This window comes from Blautia sp. OF03-15BH (assembly GCF_003463065.1).
Lineage (GTDB): Bacteria > Bacillota > Clostridia > Lachnospirales > Lachnospiraceae > Limivivens.
Map to the genome: position 1 here is coordinate 287,726 of NZ_QSCM01000001.1, position 26,554 is coordinate 314,279.

Annotated in this window: 26 protein-coding genes; 2 read left to right on the forward strand and 24 right to left on the reverse strand. The window is 50.4% G+C overall.

Features of this window, described 5'->3' with window-relative positions; translation table 11 throughout:
• Nucleotides 1-76: 76 nt before the first annotated feature.
• The 9 genes from DXA57_RS01315 to DXA57_RS01355 form a co-directional block, all read right to left on the reverse strand.
• The gene (locus tag DXA57_RS01315) at nt 77-283 is read right to left on the reverse strand and encodes a small, acid-soluble spore protein, alpha/beta type (protein WP_117764101.1); all 207 of its coding nucleotides are present in this window, start codon (nt 281-283) and stop codon (nt 77-79) included.
• 56 nt (nt 284-339) lie between these two features.
• On the reverse strand, nt 340-1,110 hold the full coding sequence (locus DXA57_RS01320; RefSeq protein WP_117764102.1) for a DUF4097 family beta strand repeat-containing protein: 771 nt from the start codon (nt 1,108-1,110) through the stop codon (nt 340-342).
• A complete protein-coding gene (locus DXA57_RS01325) occupies nt 1,107-1,790 on the reverse strand; it encodes a DUF1700 domain-containing protein (protein ID WP_117764103.1) in 684 nt (227 codons plus the stop codon). The genes DXA57_RS01320 and DXA57_RS01325 overlap by 4 nt, the downstream gene beginning before the upstream one ends.
• Complete coding sequence (locus DXA57_RS01330; protein WP_117764104.1) at nt 1,787-2,110, reverse strand: PadR family transcriptional regulator; 324 nt, start codon at nt 2,108-2,110, stop codon at nt 1,787-1,789. The genes DXA57_RS01325 and DXA57_RS01330 overlap by 4 nt, the downstream gene beginning before the upstream one ends.
• A 381-nt stretch (nt 2,111-2,491) precedes the next feature.
• Complete coding sequence (gene hemL / locus DXA57_RS01335; RefSeq protein WP_117764105.1) at nt 2,492-3,772, reverse strand: glutamate-1-semialdehyde 2,1-aminomutase; 1,281 nt, start codon at nt 3,770-3,772, stop codon at nt 2,492-2,494.
• Nucleotides 3,772-4,755 carry a porphobilinogen synthase gene (gene hemB / locus DXA57_RS01340; protein ID WP_199612649.1) on the reverse strand — a complete coding sequence of 328 codons (984 nt, stop codon included), beginning with the start codon at nt 4,753-4,755 and terminating at the stop codon, nt 3,772-3,774. The genes hemL and hemB overlap by 1 nt, the downstream gene beginning before the upstream one ends.
• Before the next feature lie 16 nt (nt 4,756-4,771).
• Nucleotides 4,772-7,177, reverse strand: coding sequence for a uroporphyrinogen-III C-methyltransferase (gene cobA, locus DXA57_RS17660; RefSeq protein WP_117764106.1), 2,406 nt, complete (start codon nt 7,175-7,177; stop codon nt 4,772-4,774).
• Entirely contained in the window at nt 7,164-8,405 is a 1,242-nt protein-coding gene (gene hemA, locus DXA57_RS01350) for a glutamyl-tRNA reductase (protein ID WP_117764107.1), read from the reverse strand. Before hemA ends, cobA begins: the two co-directional genes overlap by 14 nt.
• A 150-nt stretch (nt 8,406-8,555) precedes the next feature.
• Complete coding sequence (locus DXA57_RS01355; RefSeq protein ID WP_117764108.1) at nt 8,556-9,347, reverse strand: tRNA threonylcarbamoyladenosine dehydratase; 792 nt, start codon at nt 9,345-9,347, stop codon at nt 8,556-8,558.
• Nucleotides 9,348-9,576: 229 nt separating this feature from the next.
• Between DXA57_RS01355 and DXA57_RS01360 the strand changes: the two genes are divergently transcribed.
• Nucleotides 9,577-10,362 carry a sirohydrochlorin cobaltochelatase gene (locus DXA57_RS01360; RefSeq protein ID WP_117764109.1) on the forward strand — a complete coding sequence of 262 codons (786 nt, stop codon included), beginning with the start codon at nt 9,577-9,579 and terminating at the stop codon, nt 10,360-10,362.
• Between the two features lie 149 nt (nt 10,363-10,511).
• On the opposite strand, the gene DXA57_RS17420 is transcribed toward DXA57_RS01360, so the two are convergent.
• The 14 genes from DXA57_RS17420 to DXA57_RS01425 all read right to left on the reverse strand — a co-directional run bounded on the left by DXA57_RS17420 (nt 10,512) and on the right by DXA57_RS01425 (nt 23,904).
• Nucleotides 10,512-10,610: a putative holin-like toxin gene (locus tag DXA57_RS17420; RefSeq protein ID WP_320877298.1), complete on the reverse strand. Its 99-nt coding sequence runs from the start codon at nt 10,608-10,610 to the stop codon at nt 10,512-10,514.
• 127 nt (nt 10,611-10,737) lie between these two features.
• Nucleotides 10,738-11,379 (reverse strand): precorrin-8X methylmutase, encoded by a 642-nt coding sequence (locus tag DXA57_RS01365; RefSeq protein WP_117764110.1) that lies wholly within the window; start codon nt 11,377-11,379, stop codon nt 10,738-10,740.
• A 3-nt stretch (nt 11,380-11,382) separates the two neighbouring features.
• Nucleotides 11,383-12,924 carry a cobyric acid synthase gene (locus DXA57_RS01370; RefSeq protein ID WP_117764391.1) on the reverse strand — a complete coding sequence of 514 codons (1,542 nt, stop codon included), beginning with the start codon at nt 12,922-12,924 and terminating at the stop codon, nt 11,383-11,385.
• A gap of 53 nt (nt 12,925-12,977) precedes the next feature.
• Nucleotides 12,978-14,018, reverse strand: a complete 1,041-nt coding sequence (cobD, locus tag DXA57_RS01375) for a threonine-phosphate decarboxylase CobD (RefSeq protein ID WP_117764111.1) — start codon at nt 14,016-14,018, stop codon at nt 12,978-12,980.
• Nucleotides 14,019-14,053: 35 nt separating this feature from the next.
• Nucleotides 14,054-15,028, reverse strand: a complete 975-nt coding sequence (gene cbiB / locus DXA57_RS01380; protein ID WP_117764112.1) for an adenosylcobinamide-phosphate synthase CbiB — start codon at nt 15,026-15,028, stop codon at nt 14,054-14,056.
• Nucleotides 15,025-16,476, reverse strand: coding sequence for a cobyrinate a,c-diamide synthase (locus DXA57_RS01385; protein WP_117764113.1), 1,452 nt, complete (start codon nt 16,474-16,476; stop codon nt 15,025-15,027). The genes cbiB and DXA57_RS01385 overlap by 4 nt, the downstream gene beginning before the upstream one ends.
• Nucleotides 16,469-18,460 (reverse strand): precorrin-6A reductase, encoded by a 1,992-nt coding sequence (gene cobK, locus DXA57_RS01390; protein ID WP_117764114.1) that lies wholly within the window; start codon nt 18,458-18,460, stop codon nt 16,469-16,471. Before cobK ends, DXA57_RS01385 begins: the two co-directional genes overlap by 8 nt.
• Complete coding sequence (gene cobJ, locus DXA57_RS01395; RefSeq protein ID WP_117764115.1) at nt 18,444-19,184, reverse strand: precorrin-3B C(17)-methyltransferase; 741 nt, start codon at nt 19,182-19,184, stop codon at nt 18,444-18,446. The genes cobK and cobJ overlap by 17 nt, the downstream gene beginning before the upstream one ends.
• The gene (locus tag DXA57_RS01400; protein WP_117764116.1) at nt 19,177-20,232 is read right to left on the reverse strand and encodes a cobalt-precorrin 5A hydrolase; all 1,056 of its coding nucleotides are present in this window, start codon (nt 20,230-20,232) and stop codon (nt 19,177-19,179) included. Before DXA57_RS01400 ends, cobJ begins: the two co-directional genes overlap by 8 nt.
• On the reverse strand, nt 20,229-20,987 hold the full coding sequence (gene cobM / locus DXA57_RS01405) for a precorrin-4 C(11)-methyltransferase (RefSeq protein WP_117764117.1): 759 nt from the start codon (nt 20,985-20,987) through the stop codon (nt 20,229-20,231). The genes DXA57_RS01400 and cobM overlap by 4 nt, the downstream gene beginning before the upstream one ends.
• Nucleotides 20,984-21,676, reverse strand: coding sequence for a precorrin-2 C(20)-methyltransferase (cobI, locus tag DXA57_RS01410; RefSeq protein ID WP_117764118.1), 693 nt, complete (start codon nt 21,674-21,676; stop codon nt 20,984-20,986). Before cobI ends, cobM begins: the two co-directional genes overlap by 4 nt.
• A 16-nt stretch (nt 21,677-21,692) precedes the next feature.
• Nucleotides 21,693-22,850, reverse strand: coding sequence for a cobalt-precorrin-5B (C(1))-methyltransferase CbiD (gene cbiD / locus DXA57_RS01415; RefSeq protein ID WP_117764119.1), 1,158 nt, complete (start codon nt 22,848-22,850; stop codon nt 21,693-21,695).
• A 155-nt stretch (nt 22,851-23,005) separates the two neighbouring features.
• Nucleotides 23,006-23,524, reverse strand: coding sequence for a EutP/PduV family microcompartment system protein (locus DXA57_RS01420; RefSeq protein ID WP_117764120.1), 519 nt, complete (start codon nt 23,522-23,524; stop codon nt 23,006-23,008).
• The gene (locus DXA57_RS01425) at nt 23,524-23,904 is read right to left on the reverse strand and encodes a BMC domain-containing protein (protein ID WP_117764392.1); all 381 of its coding nucleotides are present in this window, start codon (nt 23,902-23,904) and stop codon (nt 23,524-23,526) included. The genes DXA57_RS01420 and DXA57_RS01425 overlap by 1 nt, the downstream gene beginning before the upstream one ends.
• A 224-nt stretch (nt 23,905-24,128) precedes the next feature.
• On the opposite strand from DXA57_RS01425, the gene DXA57_RS01430 reads away from it, so the two are divergent.
• On the forward strand, nt 24,129-25,151 hold the full coding sequence (locus DXA57_RS01430; protein ID WP_117764121.1) for an asparaginase: 1,023 nt from the start codon (nt 24,129-24,131) through the stop codon (nt 25,149-25,151).
• Nucleotides 25,152-25,248: 97 nt separating this feature from the next.
• Here the strand turns inward: DXA57_RS01430 and DXA57_RS01435 are convergent, their stop codons facing one another.
• Entirely contained in the window at nt 25,249-26,505 is a 1,257-nt protein-coding gene (locus DXA57_RS01435; RefSeq protein WP_243005677.1) for an RNA-guided endonuclease InsQ/TnpB family protein, read from the reverse strand.
• Nucleotides 26,506-26,554 lie beyond the last annotated feature (49 nt).

The following is a 26,554-nucleotide window of genomic DNA, read 5'->3' on the forward strand; positions in this document are numbered from 1 at the left end:
CCTGTTGTCCGGTAAAATTACTGTCTCCATTATAGCGCATTCTCTTCTTCCGGAAAACCGGAAATTTTCCGGCTTTTTATTCCGCTTTCTCTGCCACCTGTTTTTTCATTTCTTTTTTCCGGCGGGTCATAAGGCCTCCCACCCGGCCGGTCTCCTTGGCAGACAGGCTTCTCCAGCCGTCCTTCATTACCCGGTCCAGAAGCCCCAGTTCTTCCGCGATCTCGTATTTCAGTTCCTCTTCCGGTGTCAGATTGTGAAGATCGATCTTTTTCTTCTTTGACATGATAAAAGCCACACTCCTTTTTTCTTTTTCTGGAGTATGGCCTTTTATCGTTACTCTTATGCTTCTTTTTCGAAATCCACCTCAATCTCACCCATTCCACATTTCAGAGTGAATTTTTTGTCGGAACCGTTACTGATCTCCTGGCCGCTGCCAAGGCCTGAAAAATCGCGATCCCCAAGACTGATGTTACCCATTCCGCATTCCAGGCTGTAATCGTAATCTTTTTCGGAGCCGACAAGATTCAGATACATGTAACCGATGCCGCATTTCAGATTTCCAAATTTTTTAATTTCCCCGGAGAAATCAAACTCGCCGACGCCGCATTCCCCGTCCAGCTCTTCCACCTGAAGACCGTTCACTGTGAGCGTTCCGACGCCGACCTGGGCTTTCAGCTTCCTGATGTCCGTTCCTTTCGGCACCTCCAGCACAATGGCCACATCCTTGCTTCTGTCAAAGCTGGAAATATTGATGCCAAAGAAATACTGAGCCTTTTTCGAATTGACTTTCAAGGTCGTTCCATTCTGCTCGCAGAAGAATTTGCCGGTTCCGACGGAGCGGAGCACGAAATCCTTACCGGATCCATAGCAGACCGTGAGCTCGCCCACGCCCATATTGAGATCCAGATTTTCTATGTTCTGAAAATGCTGTTCCTCTCCTTCGGTCACCTTTATCTGATCGCCGGTGACAAACGAATGTTTCTCCGAATCATAGCTCACAGAAAGGTCGCCGACTCTTCCTCCCATGGTGTAAGCGGTCAGGCAGAGCACAATTCCAAGAAGCAGAAAGCCTCCTGACAAAATAAGAGAAATCTTCGTAAATCTTTTCATGCCCTTGCTCCTCCTCTTCTATGAAAAATCTTTCTGCAAAGCCATTTGATCCCCCGCCAGCAGGCCGGAACGCCTCTTCCGATCACCCACATGAGGAGAAGCAACAGCAAAATTCCTACTGCCAGGCAGATAAAGCCGCTGCCGCAGAACATCAGAGCCACGCCGGGTGCCAGAGCAAGCCTCGCAACACCCACAACCAGAAATACGATTCCTGCAAAAAAGCCCGCCGCCATCACCATAGCCACAGACACAGCCAGAAGTGCCACACAGACCAGGGCCGACAGGGCCAGGGCAAACACCGTAACCAGCACCGGAATGCCAATCGGGATTCCGATAAACAGCACCAGACAGACGATTCCGAAGGTCCGCCAGCCGCTGGATTTTTTCGGCTGCTTCTCATAGCTTCCGTAATTTTCCGGAACCGGGCGACTGGAGGTGTTTTTATCGTAAGGGCTGCCGGCATTCTCGTAGCTGTCCGTTCCAAGACCGGTCTTCAGGCCGTTTTTGATCTGCTCGGCGACCTTCTCCGGGCTTTCCAGCTCCCGGATTACCTCCGCTTCCCGGCCTTCGCCCGCATCGTCAAAATATCCCCTGTAAAACTCCAGAGCCGCCTCCCTCTCCTCTGCCGGAATGTCCTGCAAAAGAGCGGCGAGCTTCTCCAGAAACTCCTGTTTTGTCATGGTTTTTTCCTCCCTGTAAAGATACTGGTAATTCTCTCGGAATATTCTTTCCACTCGGTAATATAAAGATTGAGCTGGCGGCGGCCGCTCTCCGTGATCTTATAATACCGGCGGTTCCTTCCTCCGTATTCCATGTCATAGACTTCCAGGCAGCCGTCCTTTAAAAGCCGCCGCAGGACCGGATAAAGGGTAGACTCGGAAACGTCCAGGACTGCCCGGACTTCCTGGGTGATCTTGTACCCGTAGGTTCCTTCCTTCTCCTCCGACACCACAGCCAGGACAATGGCATCCAGAAGTGCTGCACCTGTGTTAAATACCATTTGATCAACTCCTGTGTGATTACTATTTCATGAGCAATACTATATATTATATAATATTGTTTGTCAAGTATGTTTGAAATAAAAAAATACACAGAGCATATAACCCTGTGTATCTTTTGTTATTTCTATTATTTTGATATGAGTGTCAAAAGGTCTTTTGACACTCATTTGATACCCGGATTGCTACGCAGCTTCCGCAATCCTCCAAATATTCGAAATCCGCTGATTTACTGCGTAAATCGCTACTGTCTACGCTCCGCTTCGGTCGGTGCAAAACGAACATCCACTGGATGTTCTGCACCTCATATTTGGCGTGTCCCAAGTTCAAAAGCCTTATCGTGCAAGCACGAACAGTTTTTTGACCTTTTGACACTGGTATCATTATTTTCTCATCATATATGCATGAAACATATCCAGCACACCCGACAATTCTTCTTTCGTCTGAATCGCAGACAGGAAGATTGCCTCGAACTGGGACGGTGCGAAGTGACAGCCGTTTTCCAGCATGTACTTGAAGTACTCCGCGAAGGCTTTCGTATCAGAAGTCTTTGCTGTTGCATAGTTGACTACCGGAGTCTCTGTAAAGAAGAGGGAACCGATGGAACCCACATGGTTGATCTGGTAGTTCTTGCCGCACTCTTCCAGAATATTCTTCATCTCACCGAAGAACCAGTCACTCTTGGCGTTGAGCCCAGTGTAAACCTCCGGATGGTCTTTGAGGTAATTAAGTTGGGCAAGGCCTGCGGACATGGCTACCGGGTTTCCGCTTAAGGTTCCTGCCTGGTAAACCGGACCTGCCGGTGAGATCAGGCTCATGATCTCTCGTTTTCCGCCGTATGCACCCACGGGCATGCCTGCACCGATGATTTTTCCAAAGGTGGTCATATCCGGCTGGATTCCGTAAAAGCCCTGGGCTCCGTCCAGCTGGAGACGAAAACCGGTGATGACCTCATCAAAGATCAGCACCGCACCGTACTTCGTGCAAAGGTCTCTTAAGCCCTGAAGGAACTCTCTTTTCGGCTCCACCACACCCATATTGGCAGCCACGGGCTCCACGATGACAGCGGCGATCTCCTCGGGGAAGGTCTCGAAAAGGGTCTTTACGCTGTCCGCATCGTTATAAACGGCAGACAACGTATCCTTCGTGCAGCCTCCCGGCACGCCTGCGCTGTCCGGAATACCGGCCGTCATGACGCCGGAACCGGCCTGCACCAGCATGGCGTCAGAGTGGCCATGGTAGCAGCCCATGAATTTCACAATCTTGTTTCTTCCGGTGTAGCCTCTGGCCGCCCGGACTGCGCTCATGACAGCCTCGGTTCCGGAGTTTACCATGCGGACCATATCGATGGATGGCACGATGCCGGTGATGAGCTCTGCCATCTCCACCTCTTTTTCCGTGGCGGCGCCGTAGCTTAAGCCTTTCTCGCAGGCCTTGATCACGGCTTCCCGGATCAGAGGATTGTTGTGGCCCAGGATCATCGGTCCCCAGGAATTGATAAAGTCAAGATATTTGTTTCCGTCCACATCGTACATATAAGCGCCGTCGGCGTGGTCGATGAAACGGGGGCAGCCGCCGATGGAGCCAAAAGCCCGGACCGGACTGTTGACGCCGCCGGGAATGAGCTTCACCGCTTTTTCAAAAAGTTCTTCTGATCTTGTCATTATCCAATTCTCCCTTCATCCATGAGACGTGCGATCTCCGGTGCAAAATAGGTCAGATAAATATCTGCTCCGGAACGGTAAACACCGACTGCCATTTCAGAAATGATCCGGTCTTCCTCTATATAGCCAAGGGAAACACCTGCCTTTACCATGGCATACTCACCGCTGACGCTGTAAGCTGCTACCGGGACATTGACGGCATCCCGTACCCGGGTAATCATATCCTGGTAAGCCATGGCCGGTTTTACCATGATGATATCAGCGCCCTCTTCCACATCCATCAGGGCTTCCTTAATGCCCTCACGGCTGTTGTGGAAATCCATCTGGTAGCTCTTCCGGTCGCCGAAGGACGGAGCAGAACCGGCCGCATCACGGAAGGGACCGTAGAAACCGGACGCATATTTTACCGCATAGGACATGATCGGCGCGGTGTAGTGGCCGTTGGCATCCAGCATCTCACGGATGGCACGGACACGACCGTCCATCATATCAGAAGGAGCTACCATATCGGCTCCGGCTTCTACATGGGAAAGGGCTGTTTTTGCCAGAAGCTCCAGTGTCCGGTCATTGTCCACGTCGTGGCCGCAAAGCACACCGCAGTGACCGTGGGAGGTGTATTCACACATGCACACATCGGTGATGAGATACATCTCCGGGAAATCTTTTTTTGCCTGACGAAGGGCTTTCTGGACGATACCTTCCGGATCGTAGGCTCCGCTTCCCACCTCATCCTTGTGATCGGGAATCCCGAAAAACATCACATTTTTTACACCTGCGTCCTGAAGTCTGGAAAGGATCTCTCCCTGAGTGTCCACACTGTAGCGAAACTGACCGGGCATCGTAGGGATCTCCTCGATAATTCCGCTTCCTTCTTTTACAAACATCGGATAGATCAGAGATGCCTTATCCATTCTGGTCTCCCGGACCATTTTTCTTAAAACCTCACTGCCCCGCAGTCTTCTGGGGCGCTTCAACATTTCCATTTTTGCTTCCTCCTTCTTATCTCTCACGGCAGAGCTTTTCCACACAGGCTACCACACTGTCCATAGTTGCCTTCTCTGCCATATAAGTCTCCATGCCAAGGGCATCGGCTGCCGCTTTTGTCTGACGGCCGATGCAGACGGCTTTCACCTTTGAAAAATCGATTCCTTTTACTGCCTGTTCAAAGCCACGCACAGTGGATGCGCTGGTAAATACCGCATAGTCTACGGTCCCGGCATCAAATTCCGCTTTTTCATCCACAGCTCCCGGTGTCTCATACAGCGTGTCATAGGTGGGAATATCATCCACAACAACACCTTTTTTCTGCAGTTCTTCGATCAGCTCCCTGCCTCCGAGAGCTGCCCGCGGGATCAGGAGCTTCTCTGTACCGGAAAGCTTTTCCGCCAGTGCTTTTCCGAGCGCTTCGCCATCAAAGATCTCCGGTATCAGCTCCGGATAAAGACCGTGGCTTTCCAGAACCTTCGCCGTTCCGGAACCAAGAGCCGCGATCTGAAGGTCAGCCAGAGCACGGATATCTTTCTTCTCCGCCCTCAGCTCATCAAAGAAAATACGGACTCCCGAAGGACTGGTAAATACCAGCCACTGGTAGGTATCCAGTTCTTTGATGGCCTTTTGAAGAAGCGCATTATCCGGGATCGGCACCGTACAGATAGCCGGAAGCTCCAGAACCTCTGCGCCTTTTTCCCTGAGTTTCCGGCTCATGGCTGAGACAAGCTCTCTCGGACGGGTGACCAGGATCTTTTTACCTGCCAGCGGAAGCTCCTCATACCAGGCGAATTCCTGTGCAAGATCGCAGACTTTGCCCACAACGATGATAGCCGGCGTTTCTACCCCCTGACGCTCCACCTCTTCTTCCAGCGTAGAGACCGTAGCAACGATCCGTTTCTGACCTGCCAGTGTTCCTTTCTGAAGAATGGCCGCAGGCATAAACGGATCACAGCCATTTTCCAGAAGTCCCTTCATGATATCCGGCAGTGCTTTCACTCCCATAAGAAAGACCAGCGTTCCCTTTGTCCGCACCAGCGCCTCAAAATCGATGTCATATTTTTCATCCTTTTTCTTATGACCGGTGATGATATGTACCGAAGAGCAGAAATCCCGGTGCGTCACAGGGATCCCGTTATAGGCAGGAACCGCAATGGCACTCGTCACACCAGGCACTACTTCACAGGGGATCTTTTCCAGCTTTAAAAGCTCCATTTCTTCGCCACCCCGGCCAAAAAGGAAGGGATCTCCGCCTTTTAAGCGGACCACACGTTTGCCTTTTTTCGCCTCTTCCACCAGGATCCGGTTAATGGTTTCCTGCGGCGCCAGATGATTGCTGGAACGCTTGCCTACATTGATAAGCTCTGCGTCCTTCGGGATCATGGTCAGAACTCCGGAGCCTACCAGTGCATCATAGACCACTACCTCTGCCCTGGAAAGCACTTCCTTGCCTTTCAGGGTAAAAAGCCCCGGATCACCGGGACCTGCTCCGACCAGCCAGACTTTTCCGACAGGCACCTGCTCTTGTTCTTTCCGGTAATCCTGACGAAGCTTGATGGCAAGATCTCTTCCAAGCGCTTCCGCCCGCTCCGGATTTCCTTTTACCGTTCCTTTTTTATAACCGCCGGTTTCCTCATCATAGTAAAGTCCCATAAGGAACAGTTTGCCATTCTGCACCCTTGCATGGGCCGCTACCGGTGAAGAACAGCCGCCGTTTAATGTCCGGACAAAAGCTCGTTCGCAAAGTGCTTCGTAACGGGAGGTCCGGTCATCGTAGCCACTCAGATAGCCATAGCCTTCCTCCTGTCGGCCCTGAACAGCCAGAATTCCCTGTCCTGCCGCCGGGATCACCTCTTCCGGCTCAAAATAACGGGAGATCCGGTTCTCCAGGCCAAGTCTTTTCAGTCCTGCTGCTGCCAGCACCAGTGCTCCATATTCTCCGCTGTCCAGCTTCTGCAGTCTGGTCAGTACATTTCCCCGGACAGATCGAAACTCCGCCTTTGGAAACAGTTCTTTCAGCTGAAGAATCCTTCTTAAACTGGAACAGCCGATCGGTTTTGAAAAATCCGGTTCCCGGACTCCTTCCGGCAGCACCAGTACATCCCTCGGATCCTCTCTTCTTGAGAAAGCCACCAGTGGAAGTGCTTCCGGTACTTCCATCGGCATATCTTTCAGGCTGTGAACCGAAAGATCACTCCGTCCCTCGGAAAGTGCCCGGTCCAGTTCTTTTACAAAAAGTCCTTTTCCGCCCACCTTGTCCAGTGTCCGGTCCAGAATGATATCCCCGGTCGTCTTCATGGTCAGAAGTTCCACCTCCAGATCCGGATGATGGGACTTGATAAAATCCTGCACCATCTGAGACTGGATCACTGCCAGGCGGCTTTCCCGGCTTCCGATGATAATTTTATTCCCCTTCATATGTCTTTTCCAACCCTTCTATACATTCTTCAAACGTCTCCGGACAGACCGTATCCCTTAGACCGAACAACATTTTGTTCACCGATTTTTCCGCCGCCTGTTCCACATTCTTCAAAAGCTCCTCCTGGTGCTCCTTTTCCAGTGGAAGCGTATGAACGATCTTAAGCAGTCTTGCCAGCATATCTTCTGCTGCTTCTTTTTTCAGCTTCTGGATCCTCGGCACCATATCCCGGCATTCATACCAGCTGTCAAATTCTTTCCGTTGCTCTTCAAGGATGACCTCTGCCTTTTTCAAGTTCTCGATGACCTGTTCGCTGCGGACGTCCACATGGAAATCATCAATGTCGTAGAGACGGATATGACGGAGTTTTCCCACCTCCGGATCCACGTCACGAGGTACCGCAAGATCCACCACAACGAGGTCATGCTCCAGATCCACCGGACGGACATTCTCTTCTTTCAGGGTGAAATTGGGGCTCGCTGTGGCACTGACCACCAGATCGCAGGCCGGGAAATACCCCATACGCTCGCTGTAGTCGATCCTGCGGCAGCCTAAGGGAATGTCCACAATACCACTCCGGTACTGACGCACGGTAACGGTCACATCCGCCCCTTCTGACAACAGCGTGGAGGCCGTCAGTTTTCCCATTGCACCGTTTCCGATGACCATACACTTCCTGCCCTTGACAGAAAATCCCTGTTCTTTCAGAGTAGCCAGTGCCTGATGGATCACGGAATGGCTGGCTCCTGTAAGGACCACCTCCGTTTTTACCCGCTTTGCCGCTGTCACTGCCATGCGGAAAAGAACCTCCAGCACATTGTCTGCCGCATAGTTTTCCCTCGCAAGAGCCAGAGCATCCTTTACCTGGGTAATGATCTGATCCTCGCCGAGGATCCGTGATTCCAGACCTGCTGCCAGACGGAACAAGTGGGCAGCTGCCTCTTTTTCTTCCCGGAAACTGAAATATTCCCGGTATTCCGGCCATATTTCTTCCGGAAGCTCCCGCACCCGGCAAAGCAGTTCATAAAGATCTCCTTCGTATCCCTCTTCGGTACTCACATAGAGTTCCATCCGGTTGCAGGTGGAGATCAGAACGCAGCCCCGGATTCCTTTTTCTTCTTTTATAGAAATCAGTGCTTCTGCACTTTTTTTCTTGGTAAATGAAAATACCGTACGGATATCGATCACCGCTTTGGTATGATCGATCCCTATCATCTGTATCGCCATGAGTCTTTTGATTTCCTCATTTCTTATGGATTTCCCGACGGTTTTCCGCCGGTCGGGCAAAATAGCCCGATTTTCGTTCCTATCATACCACAACACTTCCGGAAATTCAAGAAAGCCTGTGCATCTGGCACAGGCTCTCAAAGTACACGATTACTGCTGATTTTCCACGCTTTCTGCTGTCACCCGCACATCTTTGGTCAGATCCCTGATGACCTCTCCGGCAATGATAAGACCTGCTACAGAGGGAACAAAAGCCGTGCTTCCGGGAATGTCCCGGCGCTCCGTACATTTATGTTCGGCTCCCGGCGGGCAGATACAGTTCGTCCGGCAGCTGCTGGCCATATCATTGATAGGTCTCGTGGGAAGCTCATCGGAATAAACGACTTTCAGCTTCCGGACACCTCTTTTTTTCAGTTCCCGGCGCATGACCTTTGCCAGTGGGCAGACCTTGGTCTTGTAAATATCCGCTACCTGAAAACGGCTGGGATCCAGCTTGTTTCCGGCTCCCATAGAGCTGATGACGGGAGTTCCCGCCTCCTGGGCTTTCATGACCAGGGAAATTTTTGCCGTTACCGTATCTACGGCATCCACCACATAATCATACTGTTCAAAATGAAATTCCTCTGCGTTTTCCGGCAGGAAAAAGCATTTATGAACGGTGACATCCACCTTTGGATTGATATCCAGCATTCGTTCTTTCATCACATCCGTCTTATACTGACCCACGGTCTTTCTCGTGGCAATGATCTGACGGTTCAGGTTCGTCAGGCAGACCTTGTCGTCGTCAATGAGATCAAAATGACCCACGCCGCTTCTCACCAGGGCTTCGCAGACATAACCGCCCACTCCTCCGATGCCGAATACTGCCACTCTGGAATTTTCCAGTTTTTCCATAGCTGCTTTCCCGAACAGAAGCTCGGTCCTTGAAAACTGATTTAACATAAAACCTCCGATCGCTCTCTTTTTACAATGGGAACTCAATAATGCAAGGGGTGAAAAGTCAAAAAGCCGTTCATGCCTGCATGATAAGGCTTTTGCCCCCGAATGGTTCTTATCATACATCAGTATCCCTGGATTTTCAATAGAAAATCCCGATACCATCAGAAGCGTTTGACTTTTTCCCATGACGATGATACACTGACAAAAGATTAACAAAGGAGGTTTTCCACTTATGGAGAAACATACGAAAAAAGCGATCCTGGTCGTGAGCTTCGGCACCAGCGTCAACGAAACCCGTGAAAAGACCATTGACCGCATTGAGGCCGATATCCGGAACGCCAATCCGGATGCTGCCATCTACCGTGCCTGGACCAGCAAGATGATCATCCGCAAGTTAAAAGAGCGGGACGGGGTTACGATTCACACGGTAAAAGAAGCGATGGAAGCCATGATCCAGGATGGCATCCGAGAACTGATCGTTCAGCCGACCCATATCATCAACGGTATCGAAAACGATCTGATGAAGGAGGATGTGCTCGCTTACGCCGGTCATTTTGATTCGATCCGTTTCGGCACGCCGCTTCTGACCAGTACCGACGATATCGAGAACGCCATCCATGCTTTCATGGAAGACTGGAAAGGACTCCCGGAAAATGAGGTTCTGGTCCTTATGGGCCACGGCACCACACACTATGCCAACACAGCTTATGCAGCTCTTGATTATACCTTTAAGGATCTTGGCTATTCCAATGTCGTGATCGGTACCGTGGAGGCTTATCCGTCTGTTCCTTCCATTCTCCGAAGCCTCGACGCACTCCACCCGGAAAAGGTCCATCTGGCCCCCTTCATGATCGTAGCCGGTGACCATGCCACCAACGATATGGCCGGCGAAGAAGAAGACTCCTGGAAAAACCAGTTTGAGGCCGCCGGTTATCCCGTGGAATGTCATCTGAAAGGTCTGGGCGAATATCCGGGGATCCGGAAAATCTTTCTGAAGCATATTGAAGAAAGCAAATAAGCATTCTGTAAATTTTACTTGCGTCCTGGTGCAAAATGTGCTATAGTAAATACAAAGTTAAGGGAAGCCAGAGACATACGGCCTACCCTAACGATGAACAATCAAATGCTTTTCAGCATCAGCCGTTCACTATTGGTGGTAGTGGGCGGCTATTTTTTTCTCCCGAAGATTGTATAACACAATCCTATGAGAGCGACAATGAAGATACCTATTTGGATCAGATCCGAATATGTAACGTACATTGGCATCCCTCCTTTCTTTCATCTGGAGGGTTGCCCCTCCGAAGAGGGCAGGCCGCCTTGGGTTGTTCTGACTTCCCATGAATTCAGTATAACATGTACTTTTAATGATTGCAATCCATTAGTTTATTTTTTTTCATCCTCTGTCATCATTGATCATATACAGCAGTGCATTGACGATGCAGGCTGCAATGTTGCTTCCGCCTTTCCGTCCGGCTGCAACGATATAAGGAACGTCAGCGTGCATGATCAGTTCTTTGGACTGGACCACGTTGACGAAGCCTACCGGAACACCGATGATGAGTTCCGGATCCAGTTTCTGATTCTCGATGAGTTCATAAAGACGCACCAGAGCCGTGGGGGCATTTCCGATGGCAAAGATCAACGGTTTCTGAAGAGTCAGTGCCTTGTCCATGCTGGCCGTGGCTCTGGTCGTCCCTTCTGCTTTGGCTTTGGCTGCCACATCCTCATCCGACATGAAACAGCAGACCTCTCCGCCATAGCGGGCCAGTGCCCGTTTATTGATGCCCGCTTTTGCCATCTGGGTATCCGTCACGATCCAGGCACCGTTCCGGATCGCATCTAGGGCTTTTTCCACTGCACCGTCGGAAAAGCGGAGGTTTTTCGCATAATCAAAGTCTGCGCTGGTGTGGATGCAGCGTTTTACGATAAGCTCCGTTCCCGGGATCAGCTGGGTATCGCCAAGCTCCTCGGTGATGATCTCAAAACTTCTTCTTTCAATGTCTCTTGGAAGGACATTTTCCAGTTCTACCTTCATCTCTTATTCCTCCAGTCCCTTTTCCAGAATCTCATAGATCTTATCCATATCCAGATGCGCTCTCAGACCTTCTGCCAGCTTGTCATACTGACTTTCCTTAAAGGCGGTAAAATCAATGGCTGCCACAGAAGACATATCAATGCCTTTCCGCTCGCCCAGAGCCATCACGATGGTCTTCACCACACCCTCTTTATCAAACACACCATGCACATAGGTGCCGTAAATATGATCCTTGCAGGCTCCGTCCAGCTTTACGGCTTCTTCTTTTTCTGCATGCTTATGACTGTCTGCCGCATGGTTCCGGATCTTTGTGGACGCATGACAGCCTTCTTTTCGCGTGGTGGCTCCCATATGGATCTCATAACCTTCGATGGCAACGCCGTTCAGTGACCGCAGCACTCCGGAAAGCCCTTCAAAGCAGCCGCTGACCCGTGTTCTTGTCTTTTCTCCTTCGAAAACCGTATCAATGGGCAACAGTCCCATGCCACGGATCTCGCCTCCGGCTTCCACACCCATGGGATCCTTTAAGCTCTCTCCCAGCATCTGGTATCCGCCGCAGACACCGAAGATCACCGTACCGGCTCCCGCTTTTTTCAGGATCGCTGCCTCCAGGCCGTTCTGACGCATCCAGAGCAGATCCTCCATGGTGTTTTTCGTTCCCGGAAGGATGATCATATCCGGATTTTTCAGTTCCGCCGCATTCTGCACATAGCGCAGAGATACGCCTTCAATTCCCTCAAACGGATTAAAATCCGTAAAATTCGAGATCCTTGGAACCCGGATCACTGCGATGTCAACAAGAGCCGCCTCCTGGCTTCCGTGGAACCGCTCCGTCAGGCTGTCCTCGTCATCCAGCTCCAGCTGCATATAAGGAGCCACACCCACAACGGGAATATGCGCCAGCTCCTCCAGCATCTCAATACCGGGATCCAGAATGGTCTTATCTCCACGGAATTTATTGATGACGAGACCTTTTACCATTTTCTTTTCTTCTTCGGTAAGAAGCATCACCGTCCCTACCAGCTGGGCAAAAACGCCGCCCCGGTCGATGTCGCCCACCAGAAGCACCGGAGCCTTTGCCATTTTGGCCATCCCCATATTGACCAGATCGTCTTTCTTGAGATTGATCTCCGCCGGACTGCCCGCTCCCTCGATAACGATGATATCGTACTCTGCCGCCAGATGATCAAAGGCTTCCTGCACCTTCGGGATCAGCTGCTTTTTAAAAGCGAAATATTCTCTCGCCGGCATATTTCCAAGAACTTCTCCGTTTACGATAACCTGAGAGCCCACATCGTTGGTTGGTTTTAACAGGATGGGATTCATATAGACGCTTGGTTTAATGCCGGCTGCCTCCGCCTGCATCACCTGCGCTCTTCCCATCTCCAGTCCTTCTTCCGTGATAAAGGAATTTAAGGCCATATTCTGGGACTTAAAAGGTGCCACTTTATAGCCGTCCTGTTTAAAGATCCTGCACAAGCCGGCTGCCAGAAGACTTTTCCCGGCATTGGACATGGTGCCCTGGATCATGATTGTCTTTGCCATATTGATTTCCTTTCTGTATCCGTACATCCGCATCTTTGCCGCTTCGGAAGCGCTCAGCGCAGCACCTCTTCGAAGGCCTGCATCAGTGCTTCATTTTCCCGGTGTCCCCGCACGGCAATGCGGAAATAACCCTTTTTCAATCCCCGGTAATTGCTGCAGTCGCGGATCAGGATCGCCCTCTCCAGCAGTCTTTCCGCCAGGTCTTCCGGTCCTTTAAAAAAGATAAAATTGGCTCTTGCCGGAAATACCGTAAGTCCCATTTTCCTCATCTCATGCTCCAGAAAACCTCGTTCCTCACGGATCATGGTCCGTACCTCATCCACATAAAACTCCTCTTCCAGAGCCGCCTCACCTGCCACCTGTGCCAGCGTGGAAACGCTCCAGGGCTGCATGACAGAGCGCATGTTTTTCCGGATGCTTTCGCTTGCCGTCATACAGTATCCAAGCCGCAGTCCCGGCATCGCATAGATCTTGGTAAAGGCATCCAGGATCACCAGATCCGGGTATTGTTCCAGATAAGGCTTCATGGTAAAACATTCCGCCTGATCCAGAAATTGATTGAAACATTCATCAACCACCAGAATGCAGCCGCACGCCTGACACCGTTCTGCCACCGCCAGAAGAAACGGACGATCCACCGTTCCCCCGGTGGGATTGTTCGGATTGCAGAGAAAAACCATATCCAGTTCTTCCGTGATCTTCTGAAGATAATCCTCCTGATAGGCAAAACCGTTTTCTTCCTTCAATTCATAAAAGAATACCTCACAGCCGCAGCCGGAAAGTGCCTGTTCGTACTCTGCAAAGCCGGGTGCCGCCACCAGAGCCTTCTTCGGTCTGCATCCGTTTGCCAGTGCGAAGATCAGCTCTGCCGCTCCGTTTCCGCAGAGGATAAAATCTGCAGGAATCCCTGCTTTTTCAGAGAGCATTGCCCGCAGAGAACGACATTCCACATCCGGATAATGCACCAGCCGTTCCAGAGAAGCACGAATGGCTTCCACGGAACGCCTGGGAAGCCCCAGTGGGCTGATATTGGCAGAATAATCCATCGCGATCTCCCGCGAATAAATATCTCCGCCATGCTTGTGTTTTTCCATTTTTGTCTCCTTTTTTCTGCCCGCTTATTCTGCATTTACATTCTGCCGGACAGTGCCAGTATCAGGATTTTCACCAGTGAAAATATAAGAAGAGACAGGAGCGCCGTTGCATACAGAAGCCGGTTGGCTCTTCTGATATCTTCATATTCCACCGGTCTTAGATCATCTCCGATGGTCGGTTTCTGATAAAGCTTTCCAAAATACCAGGCATCACCTGCCAGCTGGATCCGCAGCGCACCTGCCATAACGGCTTCCGTCTGGGCAGAGTTGGGGCTGGCATGATTCTTTCTGTCACGTCTGAAGATCTTCCAGGCGTTTGCCCGGTCAAAACCGGAAAGGCCGGAGGCCAGGACCATCAGCACACCGGAAAGTCTGGCCGGAAGGAAATTCACCACATCGTCCAGCTTCGCTGCAAAACGGCCGAAATACAGGTATTTGTCATTTTTATATCCCACCATGGAATCCATGGTATTGATGGATTTATAAAACCAGCCAAATACCGGTCCTCCGACAGCCATAAAAAGCATCGGCGCAATGATGCCGTCCGAGGTGTTCTCCGCCACGGTTTCCACAGCAGCTTTTGTCACACCTTTTTCATCCAGAGCTGCCGTATCGCGTCCTACGATCATGGAAACAGCCTGACGGCTCCCCGGAAGATCACCGGCTGCCAGTTTGTCATAAACCTTCATGCTCTCATCCTTCAGGGATTTGGTCGCCAGAAGCCAGTAGCAGAGGATCGTCTCCACCACAAATCTGGCCTGTACACACCAAAAGCTCGCCCCGAAAACAAGCAGAGCCGGAACAGCCGTTGTCACCGCTATCACCAGGACCGCCATCAGGATGCCGCCAAAAAACTCCCCTCTTTCCGTTTTTGGAAAGAGCTTCCGGATCCATTTTTCCAGAAAAGAAATCAGTGCCCCCACCAGCCGGACCGGATGGTAGAGAAAATGCGGATCTCCGATCAGAAGATCCAGTAAAAAGCCCGCCAGAAGGGCTAATAAAGATATCATTGTTTCGTCACTCCCTTCTGTTTTTCTTTCCCCTTCCTCCTCCGGTCAACACAGGCTGACAAAAATTCTGCCGCCAGTGCCGGATTGCTGTAATAATAAAGATGCGGGAAACCAAAAAGCTGGGATTCCGTTCCGTGGATACAGTCCCAGGAACGCTTGCGCAGAGGTTTTTTCGCATGGAAATCCGTTCCGCAGGAGGTGCTGTCAAAATAGTGGAATTCATGCGCCTTCAAAATCCCGGCCTTTTTCCCCAGGAACTCCCTGTCTTCTGTGTTTCCGCTAAGCTCGATGTAACCGAAACGCCCCAGCTTCTCCGTTTTATATGCTTTTCCGTCGATGACATCTGCCATCTTCCAGGCTTTTCCATCCATATCCTCCATGGTCGTATGAAGATACATAAAACCACCGCATTCCGCCAGACAGGGAAAGCCATTTTTTAGAAGTGTCCGGATTTCCTGACGCATGGACACATTGCCGGAAAGCTCCCCGGCATAAAGTTCCGGGTATCCTCCATAAAGAAGCAGCCCGTCGATTCCTTCCGGAAGTGCCGGATCGTGGAGCGGTGAAAAAAAGGTGATTTCTGCTCCCAGTTCCTTCAAAAGGCCAAGATTGTCCTCATAGATAAAGCAAAAAGCTTCATCCTTTGCCACAGCGATCCGCGGTTTTTCCTCATGGAACCCTGCCGCCTGTCCAAAAGCCAGAACTTTTTTCAAAGCCTCCGGAACTCCTTCCTCACTGCACTCCAGTGCTTCCGCCTCTTTCGCCAGTCCGATCAGGCCATCGATGTCCAGAGACTTTTCCAGAATTTCCGCCAGATGATCGAATTTTTCGGACAGCTCCTTCACTTCATCCGGAAGCACCAGCCCCAGATGACGGCTTTCCAGATTCAGTTCCGTGATCTTCGGCACATAACCAAAGACGCGGATACCAAGCTCCTCCTCGATCTGTTTTTTTATCTCCGGATAGAGCATGGGAGACATCCGGTTGAGGATCACCCCTTCGATATGGCTTTCCTTTTTATAAGAGAGAAAGCCTTTGATCTCCGCAAGGGCAGAAAGGCTCATGCCACGGGTATCCACGACGAGCACTGCCGGTGTTCCGGTCACAGCTGCCAGATCATAGGCACTGGCCTTCGTATCGATCCCGCCCAGTCCGTCATAATAACCCATAACGCCTTCTACCACAGAAATATCCGTATCCTCGGCTCCCCGTTTCATCAGATAACGGGTGGTCTCTTCATCCGTAAAAAAGGTATCCAGATTTCTGGATTTTGCTCCCAGCACACGGGAATGAAACATGGGATCGATGTAATCCGGCCCGCATTTAAAAGAAGAAACACGAAGTCCTCTCTTTCTTAATGCCGCCAGGAGCCCGCAGGTGACAAGCGTTTTTCCGCTGCCGCTTTTCGGCGCTGTCAGAAGGAAACGGGGTGTCTGCTTCTCAGTCATCTGTCTCCCCCTTTCCGGTACAGGAGATCACGTAAACAGGGTTCTGCCCCATCATCATATGATATCTTCCGATCTCCTTTGCTTCTCCGATCATGGCTGTTACAATGTCACTGTCTGTCACCGGAAGAACCTTTAACGCTTCCAGTGCTTCTGCCACGGTTTCAAGTGCAATGGCATTAATGACAAAACGTACCGCCGGATTTTTCTCCAGAGCAGTCCTCATGATGGAAAGGAGATTTCCGGAAGAACCACCGATAAATACATGTGTGGGTGCCGGAAGGTCCCTTAAGGCTTCCGGTGCCAGCCCCGGTACAATGGTCAGATTGTCCAATGCAAACTTTCTCCTGTTTTCCTCCAGAAGTTCCACTGCTTCTTCCTTTTTTTCAATCGCCCAGACGGCTCCTTTGAGACACTGTCTTGCCATTTCGATGGAAACGGAACCCGTTCCGGCTCCCACATCCCAGCAGAGAGAGTCCTCCTGAAGACTCAGTTTAGAGAGAGAAATGCTCCGGATCCCCTGCTTTGTCATGGGGACTTTGGCACGAAGAAACATTTCATCGGAAAGACCATGGGTCGTCAGCTTCTCCGGCTCTTCATTTACCAGCAGCACCACAGAGAGCGCATCAAATTCCCGGTCTTTCAGGCTTTCTGCCGTGCCCTCCGTGATCCGCTCTTCCGGATAGGAAAGACGTTCTCCCACATAAAGCTTTATCTGATCCATTCCATAGGAAAGAAGCCTGTCACAGATCTTTGCAATACCGTCTTTTTCCCCTACCAAAGCAAAGACCTTCCGATTCCGTCTGACCGCTCCAATGAGATTCTGCTGCCTTCCATGAACACTCATGAGACAGACATCCTCCCAAGCCATATGCAGCTTTCCAAGGAAATAGACCACAGAGGAAATACCGGAAGAAACCTCGATTGTTTCACCGGCAAAGGCTTCGTAAAGCCGTTTCGCCCCACTGTAAAAACCCACATCTCCGGAAAGAAGGATGGCAACCCTTTCATACTCCGGATGCGCATAGACATAAGAACGGATCTCCTCCGGCCGGTAGGAAGCAAATTTCGGCTTGCCATAACTGTCCGTTTCCTGAAGCATACGCCCGGCACCAATGAGTACATCTGCCTGTCGGATGGCACGCTCCGCCTCCAGGGTCCGGTTCTCCGGATTTCCCATACCGATGCCGATGAGATAGATGGTCCTTCTGGCCGGAATGGAATAACGTTCCATGAGAAGCTTTTTCACTTCCGAAAATGATCTTCCTTCTGTTCCCGGTTCCTTCGGCCGACCGATCAGGATGACTTTGGCTCCCGCTTCCCGTGCAGAAAGAAGTTTTTCCTCAAAGCCTCCCACTTTTCCGGAATCCTTTGTCACCAGATAAGCCGCCTCAAACTGCCGAAGCATAGCCGTATTCAGTTCCCGGCTGAACGGTCCCTGCATACAGATCAGATGTTTTCCCACAAAGCCAAGCGAAGCCGCCATAGCTGCAACCTCCGGCGTGGAAAGCACCCGTGCATAAAGCCTTTTTTCAAAATCCGGAAGGGCCGTAAATGCTTTCAGTTCCTTGCTGCCGGTCGTCAGAAGTACGTTTCCTTCCGTCTGTTTCAGATACTCCACGGCTCCTGCCGTATCTTCCACAAAAATACAGTCCGCCGTATCACTGCTCTCTTCTCTTAACAGGCGGATGTACTCGGTTTCCGTATGCTCACAGGCCTGACGGATATTTTCGGAGACCACCACTGCATACGGATGCGTGGCATCCACCACGGTTCTGATCTCTTCTTCCCGGAAAAAAGCTTCCATCTCAGCCTCTTCCATCCGACCCTGATGGATCTTCAGAAAAGGTCCAGGAGAAAGAAGGGTCTCTCCGTATTCCGTCGCTACGGAAACCTCTACAGGAAATTCTCTTCCGCTTAAAAATTCGGCCAGCTCCCTGCCTTCCGTCGTTCCTGCAAAAATCAGGATCTTACTCTTCTTTTCCATGTCTGTACCCTCTCGGAGTAACCATCTTTCCGTTGATCTCTTTTGTCATGGAATTACCCACAAAAACAGTCGTAAACATATCCACCTGGGTATCCTTAAGTTCCTTCAGCGTCAGGACGCGGTAACACTCTTCCTCCCGGCCGATGTTCCGTACAAGACCGCAGACGGTTTCCGGGGCTTTGTGCTGCAGCATAAGGTCACAGGCCTTCTGAAGATAATCCTTTCTCTTATGGCTGGAAGGATTATAAAGGCAGATCACAAAATCTGCCTCACTTGCCAGAAGCAGTCTTTTTTCAATCTTTTCCCAGGGGGTCAGAAGGTCACTCAGGCTGATAAGGGCAAAATCATGGATCAGGGGTGCTCCCAGGACTGCTGCTCCGCCTGTAGCCGCCGTCACGCCGGGGATCACTTCCACTTCTACCTCCGGATAATCCACACCGATCTCCAGCATCAGGCCGGACATCCCGTAAACACCGGCATCTCCGCTGCAGATCATGGCTACTGTTTTTCCTTTTCGAGCCTCCTCAAAGGCAAGAATGCAACGGTCTACTTCCTTTCTCATAGGAGTGGTGAGGAATTCCTTTCCTGCAAAATGCTCCTTCACCAGATCCACATAAACGGTGTATCCCACAATGGTATCACAGGATGACAGGGCATTGGCCGCCCGCATCGTCATCTGTTCGTATTCTCCCGGGCCGATGCCCACCACATAAATCTTACTCAAATTCAACGCTCCAATCTTTCACAGCCAGGGCAACGGTGACACCGTTTCCTGCTGTTTTTTTCTGTATCAGTTTACCGCCGCCGCTGAGAAGAACAGCGCTTCTCTCGCACACATTATCCACTCCCGCCACCTTTTTTACAAAAGCGGACGGGGTGAAATCTCCTTCTGCTTCTAAAAGAGCTTCCGCGGAATACGTCTGAAAATCCAGTCCGTATTTTTCACAAAAGCCAAGGATTCCTTTTTCTTCCGCTTTCAGATCGATGCTCGCCGCTCCCATCAGACTGTGTACAGACAGATGGTTTCTGGAAAGTACCTCCAGGACCGCCTCTTCAATGGCTGTTTCTTCTTTTTCCTTCCGGCAGCCGATCCCGAGAGCCACACGCTTCGGGATCAGATGCAGCGTACAGGGAAACGGCCGGAACTCTTCGTTCCATGCGATAACGATCCCTGTCTTTCCATCGAAAGGCTCCGTTCCTTTTAAAAGCTCCAGTTCCTCCGGAATTTCACCCAGGATCGGGAAATCCGTCACCAGACCGATCTTTTTCTCATCCAGGATATCGGCAGAAACCTGTTTCGCTGCCTTCATGTCTGAGATCCAAAGCTTTTGCTTTTTGGCAAACACATCCACGGCAAAACGCCCGTTGACGTCCGTGGCCGTAGTAATGACCGGAATGGCGCCCGTCAGATTGGCAAGCGTTCCAGCCAGTTCGTTTGCGCCCCCGATATGACCGGACAGAAGGGAAATGGCAAAGATCCCTTTTTCATCCATGACCACCACGGCAGGATCCTTTCGCTTATCCGCTACAAAAGGGGCAATGCTCCGGACAGCGATCCCTGTGGCTCCGATAAAAAGCAGGGCATCCCGGCTTTCAAACATCCGGCCCGTCCAGTCATGAAGAGAACAGGAAAGAGGCGGAAGGCCACTGCTTTCCGCATATTTTGCCAAAGCTGTACTTTCCACATCGATGCCTTCCCTACGCAAAAGCTCACTCACCGACCGGTTCAGTCTGCTTCCCCGTTCGGTGAAGCTGATGACTGCCAGTTTCATTTACTTGCCTCCCTAAATTCCGTCGTAAAGGCCGGATTGTAAAGCTCGGAACGGTTGTAATGACTGTGTGTCACCACATCACCGATGATCATCAGGGCTGTTTTTGTGATGTTGTTCTTTTTCGCTGTCTCTGCCAGGGTTCCCACCGTGCATACAAAAGCTTTTTCATCCTCCCAGGTAGCCTTGTATACAATAGCCGCCGGTGTGTCCTTTGTATATCCGCCTGCGATCAGGCGCTCGGAAAGCTTCTCCAGCATTCCGGTACTCAAAAATACTACCATGGTCGCATGGTGTGCCGCCAGAGAAGCGATCTCCTCTTTTTCCGGCACCGGTGTCCTTCCTGCCATCCGGGTGATGATCACGCTCTGAGACACATCCGGAAGCGTATACTCCAGATTCAGGGCACTGGCCGCTCCGCAGAAAGAGCTGACGCCCGGACAGTAATCGTATGCGATGCCTTTTTCATCCAGTACATCCATCTGCTCCCGGATCGCACCGTAAAGACAGGGATCTCCGGTGTGAAGACGCACCGTCATAAGACCTTCCTTTTCCGCCTCAAACATCACATCCAGCACTTCCTCCAGCGTCATGACCGCACTGTTATATACCTTGCAGCCTTCCTTTTTTTCGTCCAGAAGCTGCGGATTGACCAGAGAACCGGCGTAAATGATCACATCGGCTTCCTGAAGAAATTTCTGTCCCCGGACAGTGATAAGATCCGGTGCTCCGGAACCTGCTCCTACAAAATGTATCATAAGTTATGCTCCTCCTTTATCACGATCAGTGAATAGTAACCTGCGTTCTCCGGGATTTCATCTGCGGAGGCGTAAATTTTTTCATCCGGCATACCGCAGTTTTCAATCATCACGGCATTTTTTCCGAACCCTTTCACCTGCTCTTTTACGTACTTCATCTGTTTTCCTGCTTTCATCAGCACCTTGGTCCCGGGAAGCTTTAACGCCTCCTCAATCTGATAGGAAGCCGGGATCACATGAAGCGGTTCGCTTCTCTCCACCAGACTCATGTTCATTCTGGCTGCCACCGCACAGAAAGAAGTGATCCCGCTGATGATCTCCACCCGGTAGCCTTTTTCTTCCAGGCGCTGATGGACATACATATACGTAGAATAAACGGTAGGATCTCCCAGCGTAAGGAAGACCACGTTTTTCCCCTGATCCAGCTGATCGGCAATCTTCTCTGCCGCACGGTCATAGTTTTCATTTAAAAGCGCTTTATCCTTTGTCATAGGCATGGTCAGTGCCAGAAGCGTCTTGTCCGCAAGCTCCGGTACTGCCTGCACGGAAATCTGATATGCTACCGTTTCCTCCGGTTTTTCTCCAGGAAGTGCGATCACCTCATTTTCCCGGATCAGCCGCACTGCTTTTAAAGTCAGAAGTTCCGGATCTCCCGGTCCGATCCCCACACCATATAAAGTACCTTTCATTGTATCTCTCCTTCTTTTACTGTTTTTCTTTGTCTTTCCGGAAATGCTTCAGCATTTCCTGTGCTCCGGCCGTTTCTCCCAGAAACCCGTATTCATTGGAGAAAAGAATGGCCTCCGTCGGAAACGCCTCTCCGATCCGATGCTGGAGATAATAGTGGATCCTTGGCAGGATCTCAGCCATCGTTTTTTCCAGAAGTCCTTTTTCCTTTAAAATACCAATAGCTTCCACGGTCGTAATCGTCTCAAGGAGCTGCTTTGCCGTCTCAAGATCCGCCCCGGCCCGGATGGCAGCCGCCGTCATAAGCTCTGCCCTGGAATCCGCACAGCGGGAATGGGTATTCATGATTCCGCCGGAGACTTTGATAAATTTTCCGATATCTGCCACAAAGAGGATTCCACGGATGCCGAGATTCACTGCATAATCCAGTGTTTCTCCCACATAATTGCTGCACTTGACGGAATTTTCCACATCCACATCCGGGTAGCTGCTCACAAAAGCGGCTCCATAGTTTCCCGGTGTGATGAGAAGATAATCCCCGCCGTTTTCTTTTCTCAGACGCATCTCCGCGTGAATGCTGGCGATCAGTGCATCTTCACTCATAGGTACCACAATGCCGCTGGTTCCCAGCACAGAGATCCCTCCCAGGATCCCAAGTCTCGGATTAAAGGTCTTTTTAGCCACCTCTTCCCCGCCGGGGATCGAGATAACTACGTTAAAGCCCTCTGTGTAGCCGAAGGCATCCGCAATGTCCTCCACTGCCTCTGTGATCATGGCTCTTGGTGTCCGGTTGATGGCTGCTGCTCCAACCGGCTGTTCCAGGCCTCTTTTTGTCACACGGCCGACTCCCCTGCCTCCGTCAATGGTCACACCGCTTTCTTTTTTCTTCCGCACAGCAGCGTATACCAGAAGACCATGAGTCGCATCCGGATCATCCCCTCCATCCTTTCGGACGGCACAGGAGACTTCCTCCTCACCCTTATGGATATCCAGAATCTCCAGATGGAGCAGGATCCCTTTGGGCGTCATCAGATCGATGTTTTCTACTGTTTCTCCGGTCAGGAGCATCCGCGCAGCTGCCTTTGCCGCCGCAGCTGCACAGGAACCGGTGGTGTAACCATACCGGAGTTTTTTGTTGTTTTTGATCACATAGTAATCTTCCAGTCCGTTCTTCATAGAACACTCCTGCCTTTCCTTTTGCCGACCTCCGCATTTTGTCTGCAAAAACCGTTTTCATTATATTATGCGGGGGTTTTGCTGTCAACAAGCGGGGCATAAGAAAAAGACCGCCGCAGGGATTTTCCGTCTCCCGCAGCAGCCTTGTCCAGTACTTATTTTTCCATCGCTTCTTTCTTTCCGAACTTGGTGGAGGTCACCTTTCTCGGCTTCTCCGCTTCCTTTTTATCCCAGGGCAGAACATCTCCCGGTTCCTTCAGATATTCCAGGATCTGCCAGATCCCTTCTCCTGTATAAGAGCTTACCCGAAACACGGTCTCACAGCCGCAAAGGCGAAGCCAGCGTTCTGCCTGATCCGGGTCTGCCATCGGTGCATCGATCTGGGTCACGATACCAATGACCGGCCGCATGGATTGGGCCACGATATTGGGTGGAAACAGGGAATAGGGCTCCTCCGCATTGATGACCAGTCCCACCACATCTGCCTCATAAGAGTAAAGAGCCAGTGCATAGCCGAGCCGGTTGGTCTCTGCATATTCTCCCGGCGTATCGATCACCACATCAAAATGATTGACGTACTGTGTCTTGTGGTAATGGAGCGTATCTCCTTTCAGTGCCTGGCGAAGGGTGGTCTTTCCACATTCACTGCGCCCCATAAGAATGATCTTTTTCATCAGGTTCTCGTTACTTCACAGATCGTAAAGCCCAGCTTTTCCTTCAGGTACTGATTGATCTCAATGATGGCGTTCTCCACCTCCGCCACTTTTCCTGTAAAGAGCAGGGTTCCGCTGAAACGGTCAATAAAGCCCATATCGATGTTTGCTTTCTTCATGGCAATGTCGGCTGCGATCACGGAGATCTCTGCCGGACTTAAGCTTAAGATCCCGATGGCCGCCCGGTTGTAGTCCAGTTTGGGGTCCAGTCCCAGTTTCCGGTAAATAACAGGATCAGGACTTGCGATCACATGGGCCAGTGTCACCTGCTTGCCGGGAACCAGTTCCTGAACGATTCTCATCTTCTGTTCACCCTGTGGGATGAAATCTTCTATATTCATCTTTTTTTCTCCCTTCGCTTCCTGCTTTTTCCTTCTGTCATAACGGTTCCGCAGCTTTCCCGGACCGTTATCTTCTGGCATCATAATACCACACAAATCAACGAAAGACAACAGTGTTTTCTTTTTATAATAACTGTGTTATGATGATAACAAGTGCGTGACAAACGCGGATCGTAAACGTCCGTTTCCCGCGATTGTACACATAAACAGGAGGATTTACCACCATGAAAAAGATTCTTTTGATCGCCACCGGCGGAACCATCGCTTCCAAATATACCAGCGAGGGGCTCTGTCCTCAGATTTCTTCGGAAGAACTCCTTTCCTACGTTCCGACCGCCCGGGATTTCTGTGAGATCGACGCAGTCCAGCCTTTCAATCTGGACAGTACCAACATCAATGCTTCCCAGTGGCTGGCACTGGCTTCTCTGATTCAGAAGAAATACGAGTATTACGACGGCTTCGTCATCTGTCATGGCACAGACACGATGGCTTATACCGCCGCGGCTTTATCCTATCTCATCCAGAATAACCGGAAACCGGTGGTCATCACCGGAGCCCAGAAGCCCATCGACCTTCCCATCACCGATGCCCGGGCCAATCTTCTGGACAGCCTTCGTTTTGCCTCTCACGACAGGGCGCACGGAGTCAACATCGTGTTCGGCGGAGAAGTCATTGCCGGAACCAGAGCCAAAAAGGAGCGTTCCAAGAGCTTCAATGCTTTTTCCAGCATCAATTTCCCGCAGATCGCCATTATCCAGGACTCCCGCATCATCTTTTATATCGATGACAAGGATCAGAGCACCACACCGTTGAAATTCTGCCATACCTTGAATGACCGGGTTTTTCTCCTAAAGCTGATCCCGGGCATCAGCGGCAGGATCCTGGAAGCACTCTATGACACCTATGACGCAGTCATCATTGAGGCCTTCGGTGTCGGCGGACTTCCCAATTACGGGGACGACAGTTTTTATGAAATGATCCAGAAGTTTATTTCTTCCGGCAAGATCGTCATCATGGCTACCCAGGTCACCCACGAAGGAAGTGATATGGAGATCTATCAGGTCGGAAAAGTAATGAAGGATCAGTTCAATCTGATCGAATCCTACGATATGACACTGGAAGCCACCGTAGCCAAGACCATGTGGGCACTCGGTCAGACCAGTGATTCCACCGCTTTCCAGGAGCTTTTCTACAGCACCATCAATCATGACCTGCTGTTCTGGGACGAGGCCGGAAGCCACCAGTGAACTACTCGGTAACTAAGTTACCAGAGCATCTGAAATCTGGCGGGATACCGCCTTTTTTCAGGGTGCGTCCATGACACCAATACTGCTTGCCTTTCGGCTATACAGCTACTTTTATGATTTCTGGATTTTTTAGTCCGGTTACGGACAGTTCCTTTTCCTTTCCGGATATGGAAAGATATTTCCGCAGGATATTAAATGCACCCACTGCATCTGCGTTAAATCTTACTCCGCCAGTTATATACATGCCCCGTTCTTTTCGATTGAATGCTTCTGCATATCTTTTTGATACTTCTGGTGATAATGGACTGCACTGGCTGGTATAGCTTTCTTCCTGTTTTATCAATGGAATCCCATACAGTTTCAGTTTATATTCCAGCATGATATACATCTTGTTATAAGGCAGTCCGTGAAGCTTCTGGTTGGTCTTGTGTCCCAGATCTTTTCCTCTACGGATATTCCGGATATCTCCCACAACCACACAGCGGATATCTTCCTTTCTGCAGTATTCCGCAATCCATCTGGTCACTTTGTGAAGGTAATCCTTCACTACATTCTGCTTTTTCCTGTAAAGTCTCTGGATATGTTTCGATGATTTTGGATATTTTATTCCTCTTTCCGACTTCTGTGCATACCATACAGACTGCACTCTGGCAATCTCTTTATGAAAGTATCTTTCCAGAGAAAGATATTTTCTTCCCAGAATAAAAGTCCTGCCATTTCCGGAATCATAACAGGTCATCAGATTATGAAGTCCAGGATCAACAGATAAATAATGTCCATTCTGGGAGAGCTGCTCTGGTTCTTCCATCTCATAAATAACGATAAGGTCACATGTTCCATTTTCCGGGGGATAGATCCGCAATTGTTTTATGTGATCCATGTCTTTGAAAATCTTATTTTCAAGATATAGAAATTTTTCATGGATCCCGTAGGTTTTTTCCATATAGCTTTTCAGATCCTTTGGCAGAGACAGCCGCAGCTGGTCTGAACCTTTCTCATGCCGGATCCCCATCTGCATGTATGTGACTGGTATATTGTCCTGTTTAAAACGGGGCGGATTTGGATCTTTGATCCCTCCGGTCTTTTTCAGGACATAAAAAGATTTCCACGCCTTATCCAGCTGCTTACAGGTCTCCTGCGCTGTCTGTGACGGAAGCTGTCTGTACCACAGATCTCCTTTATGCGCTTTTTTCTGATAATACCAGTCAGGATACTTTTCCAGTCCCAGTTCTTTATAATGATAACGTTCGTAGTTGCAGACATTCCAGAGTTTGGAAGCTGCATAACACATATGCCCTATGATATTGGAATATTCCGGCCGGATCTTTACCGATGTTCTGTGTGACAGCAGCATTCCTCTTTCCCCCTTCAGACAGTCATGCGAACCAGTATCCACAGTCCGC